This is a genomic window from Candidatus Amarolinea dominans, from assembly GCA_016719785.1.
GTDB lineage: Bacteria > Chloroflexota > Anaerolineae > SSC4 > Amarolineaceae > Amarolinea > Amarolinea dominans.
The window spans coordinates 38849-56188 of sequence record JADJYJ010000006.1 but is presented as its reverse complement, the minus strand read 5'-3'; the positions used below and the strand labels follow the sequence as shown (position 1 = coordinate 56188).

The following is a 17340-nucleotide window of genomic DNA, read 5'->3' as shown; positions in this document are numbered from 1 at the left end:
CAAAGCGGGATAGTAGAATGGTACTATACTGCAAGCGGGAATAGACTTTACTTTTTCGCCTAAGGAAACAGGCGCAATTCGTGCCCGCTTGCAGTATACCGGTACAGATTCAGACGTAATGTTCGCGAATGGCCGCGCTCAGGTAGTCGAGCGACGCGACCACCAGCGCGATGGCGAGCATCTGCACGCTGGCCTGGCGGTATTGCAGGAGGTTGATATTCTGCTGCAAGAGAAAACCGATGCCGCCGCCGCCGGCAAAGCCGATGATGGTGCTCATACGCACGTTGATGTCCCAACGGTAGAGGGTGAACGAAATGAAGGGCGGAACGACTTGCGGGATGACGGCATAGACGATCGTTTGCAGGCGCGTGGCGCCGGTGGCGGTGATGGCTTCCAACGGCCCGGACTGGATACTTTCGACCTGCTCGGAGTAGAGTTTGCCCAGGGAGGCGATGGTGTGCAGGCACAACGCCAACACCCCGGCAAACGGCCCGATGCCGACCCAGACGGCGAAGACGATGACCATGATGAGCGGCTCGATGGCGCGCAGGGCGTTGAGCACCGTACGCGTGATGAAGTAGACCACTTGGCCGATTGGGGTCGGCGTCTCCACGTCTGCGCGCAGACCGATGATCAGTCCCACCACGGCGCCGACCACTGCGGGCAGCACAAGATAGTTCGTCGGATTTTCCAGTCGGTAGAGCCAACCGAGGGCGGCGCCGATGAGGCTGGCGTAGAGCGCGCCGTTCAATGCGGCCAGGGCGACCGCAATCGCGCGCCGCGGGGCATAGGCCAGGGATGGCAGGACTTTGGCGCCCAGCGGTCTGGTCAGCGCGCTAACGAGCGCCATGCCGGCCGCCGCGCCGATCAAGGGCAACAGAAGTTCTAAGACGTGCGCCACGTTGGCCAGGAATAAGCCCAGGAAGCCCAGGCTGCCGACACGCGTGGAGAGATAGGCCCCCAGGCTCTGGCTCAAGATGGAGATCAAGCCCAGGTTGATGAACAGGGTCAGCCCGGCGATCATCAGACCGGCCACGCGGCCTACGCGCTGCGGCCTGGTGGGGAGCGAGTCTTCCTCGCCGCCAACACCCACGCGCAGGGCGATGAGCATCACGGCGCCGAGTGCGGCCAGGGCGCCTACGCCAAGCAGGACGTTGCCGCCTCCCAGGCTGATGCCCCAACGGCCAAACTGTCCACCCAGGAGCGAACCGACGAGCAGGCCAATGGGTAGAGTCAACAACGAGAGCATGATGGCGGTGAAGGGCGAGGTGATCGAGCGCATCAGGTTGTTGGCAGCCAGGAAACCGATGGGAAACGCCAGCACCGTGCCGAGAGTCGTAGCCAGCAGCGCCATGAAGATCGTCTCGATGATCTTGTTCCAGGTCTCACGCGACGTATCTGAGAAGGCTGGGCGGCCGATGTTGCGTTTGTATTCGGCCTCCATATTTTGGGCCACCGCGGCCTCGCGATTGCGTGGCAGGGTAAAGGTCGTGCTGAACGCGCCTTTGGCGTCGGTCCTGATCGAAATACCCGGCAGGGTGGCCAGACTCTCAGGCCGGAAGCGTACCGCGACATCGGCATTGGCTGGAAAGCCGCTCCCGACGATGGTGATCTGCTCACCTCCGTTTGCGCACGGTTTGGAGAGCGTGAGACTCGGCCCGTCGCCCGCGGCCGGTACGGTCGGCAGCGTCGCAGGGCAGGGGATCAGAACAGGCGCCTGTGCCTTGGTGACTTCCTGCTGGTAGGTCAGCAGATCTGGTTGCGCCAGGGCGCGAATGATGCGCACCAACTGCTGCTGACGCTGGGGCTTGGCCGTCTCTTCCAGGTTGACCTGGGTGACCTGAAAACCGTAGGCATAAATTACAATGGCAGCCACGATGATGACAACGGTCAAGAGGCTACGTCTAAAAGATCTCTGTGTAGGTTTCACGGTCTCCAACGCTCCTTGATCTGCTCAATCGAACGCGCTCGGTGTCTGATAAGAGAGCCTGGCAGCAACTTTGCCAGAAATGACCCTACGAGTTGACGCAGGCTTGACATGGCTTGAACGCCATCCTATAATGACCAACGAACTGATTACCTGATTCCAGCAGTCGGATTCTACTATCCGATAAGCCTGCGAGGTGGTTTATGGCGCCGGTTACAGCTCTAACGATATCAAAACAAATGTACGACCATTTGTCGCAACGTGCATGCGCGGCCCAGCGTGATCTGAATGAATTCGCCGAAACGTTGCTTCGCGCTCAAATTCAACCTACGGATCATCCCTACGTGGTGCGACGCGGAGGTCAACGCGGCGGAAGTCCCGTCATACGCGGCAGCGACATCCCGATCTGGTTGATCGTCGCGATGTGGCGGGCCGGCGACAGCCTCGACGACATCGGACAGGCCTATCCTTATCTCAATCCGGCTGCGCTCTACGACGCGATTAGCTACTACTTCGATCACCGCCAAGAGATCGAAGCTGAGATTCGTCAGAATCGAATCGCGCAGGTCCTGGCAGACACCGGTGCAGAGATGGATGACAAGGGGCGTTTGGATTACACGACGATAAGGATTTGAAAACAGCGCTCCCAAACCGTAGGTCACGCCTCCGGCGTGACGACGCTGTCTGCGCTGGAGCATCCTTTCCCACGCCAACGCCGTCCAGCAGTTCCAAATGTAGCCATCCATGTGACTGGCCAGCGCCAGGCCGTCCTGGTGGGCGCGACGCGTCCCGTAGGGACACCTGACCTTAGCCATCCATCATCGCACGAGCCGTATCCGTCCCGTAGGGACGGTTGAATCCATCCCCCGCGGTCGTGGTATAGCGACGGATTGCGCTCGGGGCGGCCTCACTCAATCGTCCCTACGGGACGACGGGTGTGGGGGGCATCGCTCGCTCAAGTCAGGGTGCCCCTACGGGGCGCCGCATTTCCAAATGTAGCTCTCCAACGCCCACAATCCCTCTTGCTGCCCACCTATCTCAGGGATTTTGGGCCAAAACCGCCCGAACGAGGAGCGCAGGCCCATTTACGGGCAGCCATTCCGTTCACATTTACGTTAGGCTCAAATGACCCTCGGGATGTAGAATAGGGCGACGATCTTCGTTTCGGCCAGCGCTCCCGCCGGATTTGGCAATCCGGCGGCCACGGCGAGGATTTGGCAATCCCAGCCGAGCAAATGGTCCAAACGAAGATCATCACCTAGAATAGCGTATGACGCAGCATCCCAGGAGGAGCACATGGAATCTGGAAGCCATTGCCCGCTTACAGACCAAAGAAGCGGGGAAGCCATCATCGAACGTATCCAGCGCGATTTTCAGTTGGCGCCGCTGGTGGCGCCACCTGCTCGAGCAGTTGCGCCGTTATGACGAGGACTACTATCCCCAACGGCGTGAGAACGGCCAGTTGACCTACCTGGCCGTGAGTAAGGCCAGTCCGGCGGGCCAGAAGCTGACCGCATGCCAGCGGGTGGCCGTGAAGTTGACGTTGCACAGCCCGGATGATTTGATCGCCTTGGGCACTGGCGTCGCGGCGCTGCGGCAGCAGCGGCTCTTACGGCTCACCGAAGAGGCTGAGGCGCAAGGCGGGCTGCTCAGCCACGAAGACCTGGCCTGTTTGCTGTGCAGCAGTCTGGCGACGATCAAACGCGACGTGCATGAGTTGCGCAAACAGGACTTGCGCGTGCCGACACGCGGCCAAGTCAAAGACATCGGCAAGGGCGTCAGTCACAAGGTGCAGATCGTCGGTGATTATCTCGCCGGTTACACCTTCAGCGAGATCGAGCGCCGGCGGCATCACAGTATCGGCGCCATTCGACGTTATTGCGACGACTTCGTGCGCATCATTCGCTTGCAGGCGCAGCACTTGGACCGCGCCGCCATCCGCAGCGCCACCGGGCTGTCTGAACGCCTCATTCAGGAGTACCTGACGCTGTATCAAGAATGCCCGGCGGCCAACGACCGCTTGCAGATTCTGCTCGGCACGCCCGACGCGGCCACAGCCACGCCGGCCGAGATTAAAAGGGGGCGTTTGATCCGATGAAAACCCAGACTAGTACGCCTGAAACGCGCTGGGCCAAACGCTCCTTGCACCAGCAGTTGCTCCACAAGTTTCTTAACGAGTACGGTTACGAGCGCGGCCCCGTCGTGGCGCACGCCATCATCGCCGATATTCTGACGCTGGTGGAGCAAGCCTACGCCACCGACCTGCCGCCCCGGCATGTCTACTGGCCCGCGGTGGCGGTGGCCAACGGGGCCACGGGCAAAACGCCCGAGATTCGCGACTTGGTGCATGTCCGCCTGCACCTGGTCACCGACGCGGAGGTGGCGCTGCTCAGTGCGGATCAGGGCGTCGATCAGCCGCCGGCGCGCCGCACCTTCAATCAACAGCGTTTCGTCCGCTGGTGTCAGGAGGCGTATGACCAAGGCGGTGTCCTGACCCTCTTGGATTTGTCGTTGCTCAGCGGCCTGGCCGAGTCCTACGCGGGGCAATTGTTGCGCCAATATGAGCAGGAACATGCCATGACCGTGCCGATCCGTGGTACAGTGCATGATATCGGCCCCTCGGTGTCGCACAAGGCCGAGGTGATCCGCCGTTATCTGCGTGGGCAATCGCCAGCCGACATTGCCCGCGAACTTAACCACTCGCAGCACGCCGTAGATCGCTACATCAAGGACTACGAAGTCACCCGCACCCTCGCGCAGAAGTTCCCGCTGCACGAGATTCCGGCGCTCGCGAAGCACGCCGCGTCACTCGTGCGGGAACACGTCCAGTTGATCCGCGAGTATGAACCCAACTTGGTCTTCTACTCGCCTAAACCGGCGGTGGCCGCACAAGCGGCCGCCTGAGCGCCCCGAGGCTCATTTGACCTTATTTGGAATTCCTGAACGCCGTCCGGCCAGGAGGCCGAACCTACACGTTTCCTGTTCTCCAGCACTCCTTTATGCATCAGTGTTTGGCGTCGCCGACGCGCTCTGCTTCCTGACCGTAAATCTCCTTGAAGCGCTGATCGTCAATATCCTTCGCTTTGCCTTCGAAGACCAACGCGCCCTGGTTGAGGGCAATCACATGGTCGGCGTAGCGTTGCACCAGGTCCAGGAAGTGCAGGCTGCAGATGACCATGATGCCATCCTGCTTGTTGATCTGCTCCAGGTGCGTCATGATGCTGTGCGCCAGCACGGGGTCCAGGCTGGCGACCGGCTCATCGGCCAGAATCAGGTCAGGGTCTTGCATCAGCGCTCGCGCAATGCCGACGCGCTGCTGTTGGCCGCCGCTCAACTCGTCCGCGCGCACCGCAGCCTTGTCACGAATCCCCACCCGCTCCAGCTTCTGCAGCGCCTTGTCTATATCCTCTTTGGGAAAACGATTGATCAGGCTGAAGGCGGGGTTGATGTAGCCCAGGCGCCCGGCCAGCACATTGGTCAAAACGCTGGACCGATTGACCAGGTTGAAATGTTGGAAGACCATACCGATGCGACGGCGAATGCGGCGCAGCTCTTCCGCCGGCGCCGCGGTGATGTCAATCCCGTTCCACAGAATCTGCCCGCTGGTCGGCTCCACCAGGCGGTTGATGCAGCGCAGGAGGGTAGATTTGCCCGATCCGCTCAGGCCGATGACCACCAGGAACTGGCCGTCCGGGACAGTGAAGCTGACATTGTCCAGGGCGCGGACTTTGCCGTCGTACACCTTCGTAAGGTTGCGCACTTCAAGCACGGTGAAACTCCCCTCGGTACCACTTGTTGATGACGGCCTACAAAATTGGGCAGAAGGAGAACTCCCTCTGCCCAATTCCGTTCATTTGGCAGAACGCCTGTGCAGCTTACTTCTTGCCCAGGTCTTCCAGTTTCAGGCCGCTGGCTACGACCGCGCCACGAATCGGGTCGTATTCCTTATCGGTGGCGGCCGTCACACTGGACCAGCCGTAGAACTTGCTGTCGCCAATGGAGGTCTTCCACTCGTCGGTCTTGGCAAATGCCACGATCGCGGCTTCGATCTGCGCGCGCAGCTCGGCCGGGAAGTCCGGGCCAAAGCTCAGCGTGTCGTTCGGGATTTGCACGGTCAGCGCCAGAATCTTGATCTTCTCGACTACGTCGGGCGCCTGCTCGCGCACGTTGGTGCGGGCATCGAGCACAGTCCAGCCGCCGCAAATCAGGGATTTCTTGTCTTCGCTGATCTGGCAGTCCTTGATCTTGTCGTCCGGAATGTCCGCTGCATCGCCCCACTTCCAGGCGGTCTCGCCTTCCGGCTTGGCCGGCGGGCTGAAGAAGGTGGTGGCGAAGTCGGCCTTGCCGTCATAGACGGCCTGAACGGCCTGCGGATGCCCGCCGGCGGCCAGTTTTTCACCGGGCGTGACGCCTTCGGTCTGCATCTGGTACAGCGGGTAGAGATAGCCCGAGGTGGAACCGGCATCGGGATAAGCCCACTTCTTGCCATTCAGGTCTTTCAGGGTCTTGATGGTGCTGTCGCGCTGCACGATGTACTGCGCGGCGTACCAGTCCAGGCCGCGGCGCACGGCCTTCATCGAGACATCCACGCCACAGCGCTGGTTGGCCAGCACATAGCCCAGGCCAGGGATGAAGCCGATGCTGTCCGTGGGCGAGGCGCACATCTCTTCGATGGTGGCGGCGTAGGAGGTGGGCACGAAGACCTTGAACTTCAGGCCAGTCGCCTTTTCCAACGCAGCGGCCATGATGTCACCGCCGGTCACGATGACGTTGGCGTCCACCGACGGAACGAAGTAAACCTTGATGGGGTTGGCTTCGGTGCCAATGTCGGTTGTGGGCGCAGCCGTCTTGGGATAGCCGGTCTTGATCTTACCGCTGTCCAGGTCCGCCTTGAGTTGGGTCAGCTTGTCTTTCAGGTCTTTGGGCAGCTTGGCATCGAAATCATGGAAAGGCGCGAGACCTGAACCGCCGAAGTAGTTGCCGCCCGGGGAACTTGGCATCCTTCGCCGTCTTGACCAGATCCACCACACCAGGGGTGATCAGCTTCATAGCGCTGGAGACGAGACACGGATGCGCCGCAGGCACCGTCTCCCACTGGTCCGTATCCACACCGATGCAGTACAGCCCGGCATGGGTCGCCACTTCTTGCAGCGCGCCGTTGCCTGTTTGCCCACCAGCGCCGAAGACCACGTCCGCGCCCTGGTCAATCGCCTGCTTCGCCGTCGCCGCGCCCCACTCTGGGTCCACGAACGCCTGCGAGATCTCGCCAGGGTGGTAGGTGGAGATGATCTTGATGTCCGGCTTGGTGGCCTTGGCGCCGGCTTCGTAGCCTTCCTTGAAGGCGACGACGGGCGGAATCAGGTCGGTGCCGAAGACGCCGGCGATGGTGCCGCTCTTGGTCAGGCTGGCGGCCAGCGCACCGGCCAGGTAACCCGACTGATCCTCATGGAAGATCAAACCGGTCAGGTTCGGCAGGGTCGCGCCCTGGAACTGATCCACACCAATGAAGTTGATCTTGGGGTTGGCCGTGGCCGCCGCGGTCGTCGCATCGCCCAGGGCAAAGCCCACGGTGATGATGACGTTGTAGCCATTGTCAACGAACTGCTGGATGTTGTCCGCGTAGTCCTTGGAGTCCTGGGTCTCAACGTACTTGACGTCGTCATCGGCTACGCCCAGTTCCTTGGCCACCTGCTGTGCGCCATCCCAGGCCGACTGGTTGAAGCTGCGGTCATTGACGCGACCGACATCAGTCACCAGACCGATCTTGAACGGTTCGGTGCTGGCTGTCTTGGGATAGCCGGTCTTGACCTTGCCGCTGTCCAGGTCCGCCTTGAGTTGGGTCAGCTTGTCCTTCAGGTCTTTGGGCAGCTTGGCATCGAAATCATGGAAAGCAGCCAGACCCGAACCGCCGAAGTAGTTGCCGCCCGGGAACTTGGCATCCTTCGCCATCTTGACCAGATCCACCACACCAGGGGTGATCAGCTTCATGGCGCTGGAGACGAGACACGGTTGCGCCGCGGGGACAGTTTCCCACTGGTCCGTATCCACACCGATGCAGTACAGCCCGGCATGCGTCGCGACTTCTTGCAGCGCGCCGTTGCCCGTCTGCCCGCCGGCGCCGAAGACCACGTCCGCGCCCTGGTCAATCGCCTGCTTCGCCGTCGCCGCGCCCCACTCCGGGTCCACGAACGCCTGCGAAATCTCGCCCGGATGATACGTCGAGAGGATCTTGATGTCAGGTTTGATGGCCTTGGCGCCAGCCTCGTAACCTTCCTTGAAGGCCACAACCGGCGGTATCAGGTCCGTGCCGAGCACGGCCGCAATCGTGCCGGTCTTGGTCAGGCTGGCGGCCAGCGCACCGGCCAGGTAGCCCGACTGATCCTCATGGAAGATCAGTCCGGTCAGGTTGGGCAGGGTCGCGCCCTGGAACTGATCTACACCAACGAAGTTGATCCCCGGATTGGCCTTTGCCGCCGTCGTGGTGGCATCACCCAGGGCGAAGCCCACGGTGATGATGACGTTGTAGCCATTGTCAACGAACTGCTGGATGTTGTCGGCGTAGTCCTTGGAGTCCTGGGTCTCGACGTACTTGACATCTGCATCGGCCACACCCAGTTCCTTGGCCGCCTGCTGCGCGCCTTCCCAGGCTGACTGGTTGAAGCTGCGGTCATTGACGCGACCGACATCGGTCACCAGACCGATCTTGAATCCACCGGCCGCCGGCTTGGGCGCCTCGGTGGCGTTGGGCGCTGCGGTGGCTTTGGGCGCTTCAGTGGCTTTGGGTGCTGCGGTGGGCGTTGCGCCACCACCGCAGGCACTCAACAGCATGGCCACAATGACTAACACCGAAAACACAGTAAAGACGTGCTTACGCATTTCTCTGTCTCCTCTTTGAGTAATTCTGCAACTGGCAAGTATCGAGAGGGCGGCTCTGCATGATGGACATTGCGCATGGCCGTCCCCGTTTGAACCTTGATCGCGTCTGGGGCAATCCTTCTTTCTAACTTCTTCTTTCTAACTCCTCCTTTCTAATCTTCTTTTCTAATCTTCTTTCTTGTGCTGGCAGTGATGCCTGCCCTGGCGCCGGCCCGTAAAACAACTCATGAGTATCTTCTCAAGAAGCGGGAGGCGATGGGGGTCACAGATCCCCTTTGAACAGGCTCGTAGGCGGTCTGCGACCGCCGTCTCCCTGGATCATTGAGAAGGTACCACCAGGCGCTTGCCCGCAGTTCCCTGATTATAGCGCATGTGCGATGCCAGGGCAAGGCGACTCAAGCAACTACACGTCCCCGGCACGGCGCCTCATGCTTGCGCCTGTGCCACTGGGGAAGCGGCGCCTGTGACTTCTCCCTCCGGGTGGACGCCCGCCATCAGTAAACCCAGGCCCTCGCGTGTGGCTTTCTCCCGTGGTACGATGTCAATCATCTCGCCCTTGTACATCACGGCGATGCGATCCGATAGCGCCATGATCTCGTCCAGTTCCGCACTGACCAGCAGCACGGCCACGCCTTCATCGCGCTTGGCCACAATCTGATTGTGGATGAACTCGATGGAACCCACGTCGATGCCACGCGTGGGCTGTGCGGCAATCAGCAGATTGATGGGGCGGCTGAATTCGCGTGCGACTACCATCTTCTGTTGATTGCCGCCGGAGAGCCCGCCGCCCGCCTTTTCGACGGAGGGCGTGCGCACATCAAATTTCTTGACCAGCGCTTCGGCGTTTTCACGAATGGCCTGCGGCTGCACGTTGATGCCGCGGGCAAAGGGCGCCTTGTAATAGGTGTTGAGCACCATGTTGTCGGCAACGCTGTAGGACTCGACCATGCCGTACGCATGGCGGTCTTCGGGAATATGACAACTGTGCCCATCTTCAGTGACGCGCCGCGGGCTGGCATTGGTCATGTCGCTGCCGCCAATCTGGATCTTGCCGCCCGTTACCGAGCGCAGGCCAGTGACGACCTCGACCAGTTCGGTCTGACCGTTGCCCTGTACGCCCGCGACGCCCATGATTTCACCGGCACGGACATCGAACGAGACCTTGTGCAGCCCGGTGCCGCCGGTATCACTGGTCGCCGATACCTGCTGCAGGTTGAGGACCACCTGTTGGGGGGTCGCAGGCTTCTTATTCACCACCAGGATCACCTCGCGCCCGACCATCATGGTGGCCAGGCTGGACTGTGTGGCCGTTTTGGGATCGGCTTCACCCACCGTCTTGCCGCCGCGTAACACCGCAATGCGGTCGGTGATGCGCAGGACTTCCTTGAGCTTGTGGGTGATGAAGACGATGGATTTGCCCTGTTGGCGCAGAAGTTCCATCACCTGGAAGAGGCCCTCGATCTCCTGCGGGGTGAGCACGGCGGTCGGCTCATCCAGGATCAGGATGCTGGCGTTGCGGTAGAGCGCCTTGACGATTTCCACGCGCTGGCGAATGCCCACGGGCAAATCCTCGATCAGCGCGTAGGGGTCAACCGACAGGTTGTAGCGGTCCGATAGTTCCTGGATGCGTTTGGCAACGGTGCGCGTGTCCAAGAAACCGTTCTTAGTGGTCTCGCTGCCGAGCATGATGTTTTCAGCCACCGTCATCACCGGCACCAACTGAAAGTGCTGATGCACCATGCCGATGCCCAGGGCGATGGCATCCTTGGGCGTATTCATGCGCACCACCTTGCCGTTGACCAGGATTTCGCCTTCGGTCGGGTGGTACAGCCCGTAGATGATGTTCATCAGGGTGGATTTGCCCGCGCCATTTTCGCCCAGCAGGCCCAGGATTTCGCCCTGGTAGAGCTTCAGATTGACATTGCTGTTCGCGACGACCCCGCGGAAACGTTTGGTAATGTTGCGTACTTCCAGCACCGGCGTTTGGTTCTGAAAATTCTGGCCCATGCGTCACCCCCTTTAGTCCTTCCCACCTTCTGTTTCGTAGACCTTGCCCTCGGCCGCGGGGGGTCGCACCCGGCCGACAAAGCCAGATACGGCGATGATGGTGACCACGTATGGCAACATACTGATAAACTGGCGCGGGACCGTGGTGACGCCGGCCAACAGCAGCTCGTTTTGCAGGGCCTGAGTATAGCCGAACAGGATGGCTGCGCCCAGCGCGCCGAAGGGGTTCCAGTTGCCAAAGATCATGGCGGCCAGCGAGATGAAGCCGCGACCGGCGGTCATGCCTTCCTGAAACTGACCCACGGCCTCCAGCACCAGGAACCCACCCGCAAGGCCCGCCAACATGCCGCCAATGACGGTGTTGACATAGCGGTAGCGGTTGACGTTGATGCCCACGGTGTCCGCGGCACGGGGATGCTCACCCACGGCGCGTGTGCGCAAACCCCAGCGCGTGTAGAAAAGCGCGTAGTGAACGACGAAGACCAGGATCAAGGTCAGAAACGTAATCGGTGGATTCTTGAACAGCACCGGCCCAATCACAGGAATATCGGCCAGGAACGGAATGTGTACGGCAGAGAACTTGCCCTCCGCAATCGCGTTGCGGTCGAACAGATACGAAGAAAAGCCGGTAGCCAGAATGATCATGACCGTGCCGGAGATAATCTGGTCCATCTTGAAACGGGTAGACAGGGTGGCATGCAGCAGGCCCATGAGCCCGCCCACGGCCAGGGCGATCACGACGCCAAAGAGAAGGCTGAGCAGCAATGGCCAGTGGTTGGTCGCGACCTTGGCCACAAAACCGGCAAAGGCGCCGGCCAGCATCATGCCTTCGATGCCGATGTTGATGATGCCCGATCGTTCGCACAGAATGCCGCTGAGTGCGCCGAGGATCAGGGGAACGGCCGCACGCAGGGTGAAGTTGAGGGCGCTGATGCCAAATAGCACGCGCAGCCAGGTTGCACTTTTTAGTCCGGTCGTGTTGACCAGGATGACCATCACCACGAGCAGCACGGCTAGTGCCATGGAGATGATGGACGTGGTCTTCCAGATTCGATTCGTGGACATGTGTCTCCTCCATCCATGCAAGAACCAGTTTTGCTGGCTCTTGGCTCGCCCCAAAAAAAAACCCCCCACCACCCCCCCCAACCCCCACGCTTAGGAACGTCCCCAACTGGAACTGAGATTGCGTTGTTCGACCTCATCGGCTGTCTTGCCGATGCGGAAGATGGAACGGATGATCGTGGGTGCGGCCACGAAGGCCAGAATGAGGCCCTGGATCACCTGGATGATGTCAGCCGCGACGCCCGATTGAAATTGCATGTTGGCCGCGCCGGCATCGAGCGCACCAAACAGGAACGCGGCCAGGACGACACCTAAGGGATGGGTCTGCCCCAGCAGGGCCACGGTGATGCCGTCGAACCCGACGGACCCGCCAAATTCAGGAGCAAATTTGTGATTGAGGCCCAGGGTTTCGATGCCGCCGGCCAGCCCGGCCAGACCGCCGGCGATCATGATCGTGAGGACCACCGTCCAACCCACGCGAATGCCGGCATAGCGCGCCGCCTTGCTGTTGGCGCCCACGGTGCGAATCTCGAAGCCAATCGTGGTTTTGTAGAGCAGCCACCAGATGAGGACGGCAGCCAAAATGGCAATCAGTACGCCCCAGTGTACCCGGTAGGGCGGGCCGAAGATCCAGGGAATTCGGGCGCTGGCCACCACATCGGCTGTCTCAGAAATCGGTCCGGCCGTGCGGTCCCACAGCGGGCCGGGCGTTTGACCTTGCGTGCCGCCCGCATAGACCGTCCAGCCGGCAAGCAGGCTGGCGATGTAGTTGAGCATGATCGTGGTGATCACCTCGTGCGCGCCGGTGTAGACTTTGAGCAGACCGGGAATGGCGCCCCAAATCATGCCACCCGCAATTCCGGCGAGCAGGGCCAGCGGGATATGGATGATGGCCGGCATGTCGGGGAAGTTGATGCCGATGGCGACCGAGCAGACGGTGCCGATGATGAATTGGCCGGAGGCGCCGATGTTGAAAAGTCCAGCCTTGAACGCGACCGCCACCGAGAGGCCGGTCAGGATCGCGGGCGTCATCTTGCGCACCGTGGTGGCCCAGGCGCGTCCGGTCCCAAAAGCCCCATCGAAGAGGCCTTTGTAGGCCTTGAGCGGATCGTCGCCAAACAACAGCATGAGAATGGCGCCTAATGCCAGGGCTAACACAAGGGCAAGGGCAGGAATTGCCAATGCACGCAGCAGAGGACGTGGATTGAAGACGGAGGGACTCGATCTGGTCATAATGCTCCTTCCCGGTCGGAATGATCTGGAACAATAGATGAGAACAGCAAGCGGCGTGCTCATGGGAGGAATCAGCACGAGGGGGCAGGATTACAATGAATTCATTATATCCCAAAACTGTCATTCAAGCCAAGTAGCAGACAGGTGCTCCACATGTGGCGCGCCCTTGACCCTGTTGCGAGCGCAACGCCGTGCGCCATTTGACGGGATCGCGTCTATGTCCCCTGAAAAATGGGTCATCTGCCCCTGGAAAACGAATCGGCTGCCAACGATAATTGCCCTGTACGTTGAGCCAGAAATTCCCCTACCGAATGATCGAGGATGGAGGATTCTTTCTTATGTCTCTGACGGGTCGAGAGTTGTGGGCTTTGGTCCACGGTATCGGGTTGGGTGGTCTGTTCCTACTGGCGTTTGCCGGCGGGATGGCCGGACTGTACAGCTTGCGACCAGAACTGGTGACAGCGCAGGGTATTCGTGAGCGCATGCGTCGCCTTGATCTGGGCGCCTGGGGTATGGCGCTGGTGGCCTGGGCCACGGTCATCACCGGCACCTTCGTCGTTTATCCCTGGTATCGCGCCAAACCGCCTGAGGGCGCTAACCTGGCCGATTATCCACGCTATTTCTTGCTGGCCAGCGACAGCCTGAAGGCCTGGCATGGGTTTGGCATGGAATGGAAGGAGCATGTCGCCTGGTTTGCACCGATCCTGGCAACCGCCGTGGCCTTCATCGTCTGGAAATACGGCGCCCAACTGGCCGAGGATGATCGTCTGCGCCGCTTCGTCATGCTGATTTTCATGTTGGCCTTCATCGCCGCCGCGATCGCCGGTCTCTTTGGCGCCCTGATTACCAAGGCTGCCCCCATTCTTTAGAAAACTACTCACAATATAGGGAGTGAATCACATGGCAACGCAAGCAATGACAAACAAAGTTCCGAATGGTCCGGCAGCCGCGGCCTTGATCGCCGCCGGTATTGGTAATCTCGTCATCGGTCTCCTGACCACGGGCGCCGAATTGAGCGCCGGACTGAAGAACGCGCTGAACTGGTACAATCCGGCCGGCCCGCTGACGGGCAAGACCCTCGTCGGTGTGGCAGTCTGGCTCATCTCATGGTTTGTCCTCAACAACATGTGGAAGGACAAGAATCCAGCCTGGCAGCGGATTTTCACCACCACGCTCGTTTTGATCGGCGTCGGTTTTCTGCTCACCTTCCCGCCCATTTTCCAGGGGCTGGCAGGTGAATAGCACCAGCGACCGCTAAGGCTCCCCGGATAATCTGCCGTTTGGTCCGCCATCCGCGAGCGGGCCAAACGGTTTATTTTGTGTAGCGTTCGATGTGGTGACGCACCGCATAGGTGGCCGCCTCGATGCGATTGGTCAGCCCCAGTTTCTCGAAGATCGCGCTGACATGGTTGCGCACGGTCTTCTCGCTCAGCATCAACACCGCCGCGATTTCAGCATTCGTCTTGCCCTCGGTTAGCTGCGCCAACACCTGCACTTCACGCTCGGACAGGTCGCGAAAGGCGGTCAACTGCGCCTCGCGTTCGGCCAACCGCACGCGGTTGAGCACCTTCCGGGTAATCGTGGGGTCCAGCACCGCGTCGCCTTGCCCAATGGCGCGCACGGCCCGCACCAGGTCATCGCTCCCCACTTGTTTGAGCACATAGCCCGCCGCGCCGGCATTGATGGCTTCGAGCACCAGCGCCTCATCGGCGAATGAGGTCAAAATCAGGACCTGGATCTCCGGCCACAGGCTCCGGATGCGTTGGCACGCGCTGATGCCGCTTTGATCGGGCAGGCGCACATCCATCAGAATGATGTCGGGGCGCAGGCGCTCGGCCAGTTCAATCGCCTGCGCCGCGGCGCCGGCTTCACCCACGACTTCCAGATCGGGTTCCGCGCCGAGCAAGGCACGCAAACCTAAGCGCACGATGTGATGATCATCCACCAACAGTAAGCGCAAGTGACGTGTCATGCTGCCCGCCTGTTATTTTTTTGCCTTGTCTGTTCATCCCGGTCACCTTGTCTGTTCATCCCGGTCACCTTGTCTGTTCATCCCGGTCACCTTGTCTGTTCATCCCAGGGCACTGTCACCCGAATGGTCATGCCCCTACCGTGCGATTCGATCTGCATGGAGCCGCCAAGCAGGCGGGCGCGATCCTGCATGTTGCGCAAACCATACCCCACAACGTAATCAGGTGAAAGGCCATGTCCGTTGTCGCTGATTTGCAGATGCAGTTGTTGCTCAACCACCGCGGCGCTCAGTTGCACGCGTGTGGCCTGTGCGTGGCGGGCCACATTGCTCAGCGCCTCATTGACAATGGCCAGCAGGTGCCCCAGATGCACCGGCGCCAGGGGTGGCTCATCCGGCAAATCCAGCTTGACCTCCAGGTCGCCCAGGGAACGCAGGTGGTGATGGCCGGCCAGGTCATGCAGGGCGGCCGCCAGGCTGACACCGGTCGGTTGGCTGCGCAAGGCACCAATGTAGCTGCGAATATCGGCGATGGCCTGGTTGAGCAGTTGCATACTCTGCTGCAGGTGTGCCGCGGTTGGCGCGCCGTCATGCAGGGTAACCTCACGTTCAACCGCTTGCAGCAGCAGCCCCGCGGCGTAGATGGTTTGCAGCGTTCCGTCGTGCAGTTCACGGCCGATGCGTTCACGTTCGGTGGTCAGCACCTGCTCTTCTTCCATGCTGCTCAGACGCCGGTCAAGCTCGACACGAAAGACTTCCAGGGAGCGGATAATCGAGACGGTGAGGATCAAGCCGAGCAGACTGCGCACGAGAGGAACCGGAACGATCAGTAGTTGTTCCATGCGTTCTGTGTTCAACCAGGCAGCCAGCAGAAAATCGGCGCGCGGCGTCACCAAGCCGCCAAACACGCTGTAGCCAACGAGGGCCAGGGCCGCGAGGCGCAGGGTGCGCTGCAGGTGCGGCATGTGCAGGTTGGCTTCCATGTCGCGTGACTGGCGCCACAGGCCGAATGCAGCCAGCAAGGCCGCCGGAAATCCAATGCCGTAGCGGGCCAGGATGTTGGCCAGGTTGAACCACGACCGGATATCCGGCGTCAACAGCGGCCCAGGCCCCCAGTTCCACAGCAGCCACAGCCCGAAGGCGATGGCGGGCACGGCGCGTAACCAACGCCGGCGTCCCGGCAAGGGGCGCAGCGCTTCGGCGCCAAACTGAAAGAGACAAACAAAGGAGAACGCCAGGAGAATGACATGAACACTGTGCAGCAATTCGACGATGGGCGCCGACAGGTAGCCGGCCTGGATGGGGATGAACACGTCTCCCCATTCCACCAACGCATGGGTTATTCCAAACGCGGCCAACCAGTTGAGACTACGCGCCAGGCGCAGGCGACTGTGGCGCCACGATTGCAGGGCGATGGCCAGCCCCAACACAAAAAACACCTGTCCGTAGATGGACAGAATGATGATCTGATTGGCCCGAAAGAACGTGCGAATAAATTCGATCATAATTTGTTCAGCGATCTCAGGGCACGCGCCCGGCCCACCACTCCATACCCGCGGGTAACCGCTGAAAGCCGAGCGCCTGCAGGATGGGCTGCCCCGCGCTGCCCAGAATCGGCGCGCCGTCCCACAGGTTGACCTGCAGCCGCCGCGGGGCAAAGGGCCGCGCCAAATACGCGGCGATCGCGCGGCGCACAAGTTCCGGGTCAACGTCCGCGGCCGGGCGCAGACGCTCGCCGCTGTCCTCGGCCGCCAGCACAGGGCGACCGCCGCTCAACACCAGGTGAGTCGAAGGCAGTTGCGCAATCCGCCAGGCCTCGTCGCCCGTTTCACCGCTCCACACATTGGCCGGGTCGCTGGCGCTGATCACGATCAATGCCTCGTCAGGCGTCGCCGCGGCCGCGCGCAGCATTTCGACCGCGTCTGGCTGCGCATATTGGATGCCCGCCAGGCCGCTGACGAAGTAGCCGCGGCGCACCTCCCCGCGCAGTTCCAGGCGCTGCAGCACCGGGTAGATGAGCGCCCAGACGCCGGCCGCCTCCGGTCGCTCCAGCCGTTCGCGCAGGATGACGCCCTCGCGCGCCAGCACCAGGCGCGTCAGGCGTTCGGCGCGGGCTTCATCGGTCAACGGTGGGCCGAGCAGCGCGGCCCGCTGCACGATCACCCAGCGGCCCGGCCAGGCGGAGGCATCTTCCTCACGGCGCAGGCGTTGTTCCACCTGCTGACGCGCCCGGCGCAGGGCGCCAACGCCGGGCCGCTGACCCAGC

At 61.2% G+C, this 17340-nt stretch carries 13 protein-coding genes and 1 pseudogene; 5 read left to right on the top strand and 9 right to left on the bottom strand.

Translation table 11 applies throughout. From position 1 onward, the window contains the following. Positions 1-109: 109 nt before the first annotated feature. The gene (locus IPM84_08855; GenBank protein ID MBK9092870.1) at positions 110-1249 is read right to left on the bottom strand and encodes an ABC transporter permease subunit; all 1140 of its coding nucleotides are present in this window, start codon (positions 1247-1249) and stop codon (positions 110-112) included. Positions 1250-2166: 917 nt separating this feature from the next. On the opposite strand from IPM84_08855, the gene IPM84_08850 reads away from it, so the two are divergent. From IPM84_08850 to IPM84_08840, 3 genes are all read left to right on the top strand, one after another. Continuing rightward, complete coding sequence (locus tag IPM84_08850; protein MBK9092869.1) at positions 2167-2562, top strand: DUF433 domain-containing protein; 396 nt, start codon at positions 2167-2169, stop codon at positions 2560-2562. Positions 2563-3197: 635 nt separating this feature from the next. Next, on the top strand, positions 3198-4025 hold the full coding sequence (locus tag IPM84_08845; protein ID MBK9092868.1) for a DUF1670 domain-containing protein: 828 nt from the start codon (positions 3198-3200) through the stop codon (positions 4023-4025). Then, a complete protein-coding gene (locus tag IPM84_08840) occupies positions 4022-4831 on the top strand; it encodes a DUF1670 domain-containing protein (GenBank protein MBK9092867.1) in 810 nt (269 codons plus the stop codon). Before IPM84_08845 ends, IPM84_08840 begins: the two co-directional genes overlap by 4 nt. Before the next feature lie 100 nt (positions 4832-4931). On the opposite strand, the gene phnC is transcribed toward IPM84_08840, so the two are convergent. The 6 genes and pseudogenes from phnC to IPM84_08810 form a co-directional block, all read right to left on the bottom strand. Next, positions 4932-5696: a phosphonate ABC transporter ATP-binding protein gene (phnC, locus tag IPM84_08835; protein MBK9092866.1), complete on the bottom strand. Its 765-nt coding sequence runs from the start codon at positions 5694-5696 to the stop codon at positions 4932-4934. A 106-nt stretch (positions 5697-5802) separates the two neighbouring features. Further along, complete coding sequence (locus IPM84_08830; GenBank protein MBK9092865.1) at positions 5803-6855, bottom strand: phosphate/phosphite/phosphonate ABC transporter substrate-binding protein; 1053 nt, start codon at positions 6853-6855, stop codon at positions 5803-5805. Between the two features lie 865 nt (positions 6856-7720). Further along, a pseudogene (locus IPM84_08825) lies at positions 7721-8803 on the bottom strand (BMP family ABC transporter substrate-binding protein). A gap of 426 nt (positions 8804-9229) precedes the next feature. After that, positions 9230-10810 (bottom strand): ABC transporter ATP-binding protein, encoded by a 1581-nt coding sequence (locus tag IPM84_08820; GenBank protein ID MBK9092864.1) that lies wholly within the window; start codon positions 10808-10810, stop codon positions 9230-9232. A gap of 12 nt (positions 10811-10822) precedes the next feature. Then, positions 10823-11833 carry an ABC transporter permease gene (locus tag IPM84_08815; protein ID MBK9092863.1) on the bottom strand — a complete coding sequence of 337 codons (1011 nt, stop codon included), beginning with the start codon at positions 11831-11833 and terminating at the stop codon, positions 10823-10825. A 132-nt stretch (positions 11834-11965) separates the two neighbouring features. Continuing rightward, positions 11966-13000, bottom strand: coding sequence for an ABC transporter permease (locus tag IPM84_08810; protein ID MBK9092862.1), 1035 nt, complete (start codon positions 12998-13000; stop codon positions 11966-11968). Between the two features lie 443 nt (positions 13001-13443). Here IPM84_08810 and IPM84_08805 point away from each other — a divergent pair, with 443 nt between their 5' ends. Both IPM84_08805 and IPM84_08800 read left to right on the top strand, forming a co-directional pair. After that, complete coding sequence (locus tag IPM84_08805; protein MBK9092861.1) at positions 13444-13974, top strand: hypothetical protein; 531 nt, start codon at positions 13444-13446, stop codon at positions 13972-13974. Positions 13975-14005: 31 nt separating this feature from the next. Next, entirely contained in the window at positions 14006-14347 is a 342-nt protein-coding gene (locus tag IPM84_08800; protein ID MBK9092860.1) for a hypothetical protein, read from the top strand. Positions 14348-14417: 70 nt separating this feature from the next. Here IPM84_08800 and IPM84_08795 read toward each other — a convergent pair whose 3' ends face one another. Both IPM84_08795 and IPM84_08790 read right to left on the bottom strand, forming a co-directional pair. Beyond that, positions 14418-15077, bottom strand: a complete 660-nt coding sequence (locus IPM84_08795; protein MBK9092859.1) for a response regulator transcription factor — start codon at positions 15075-15077, stop codon at positions 14418-14420. A gap of 86 nt (positions 15078-15163) precedes the next feature. After that, positions 15164-16579 (bottom strand): sensor histidine kinase, encoded by a 1416-nt coding sequence (locus IPM84_08790; protein ID MBK9092858.1) that lies wholly within the window; start codon positions 16577-16579, stop codon positions 15164-15166. Positions 16580-17340: the final 761 nt, after the last annotated feature.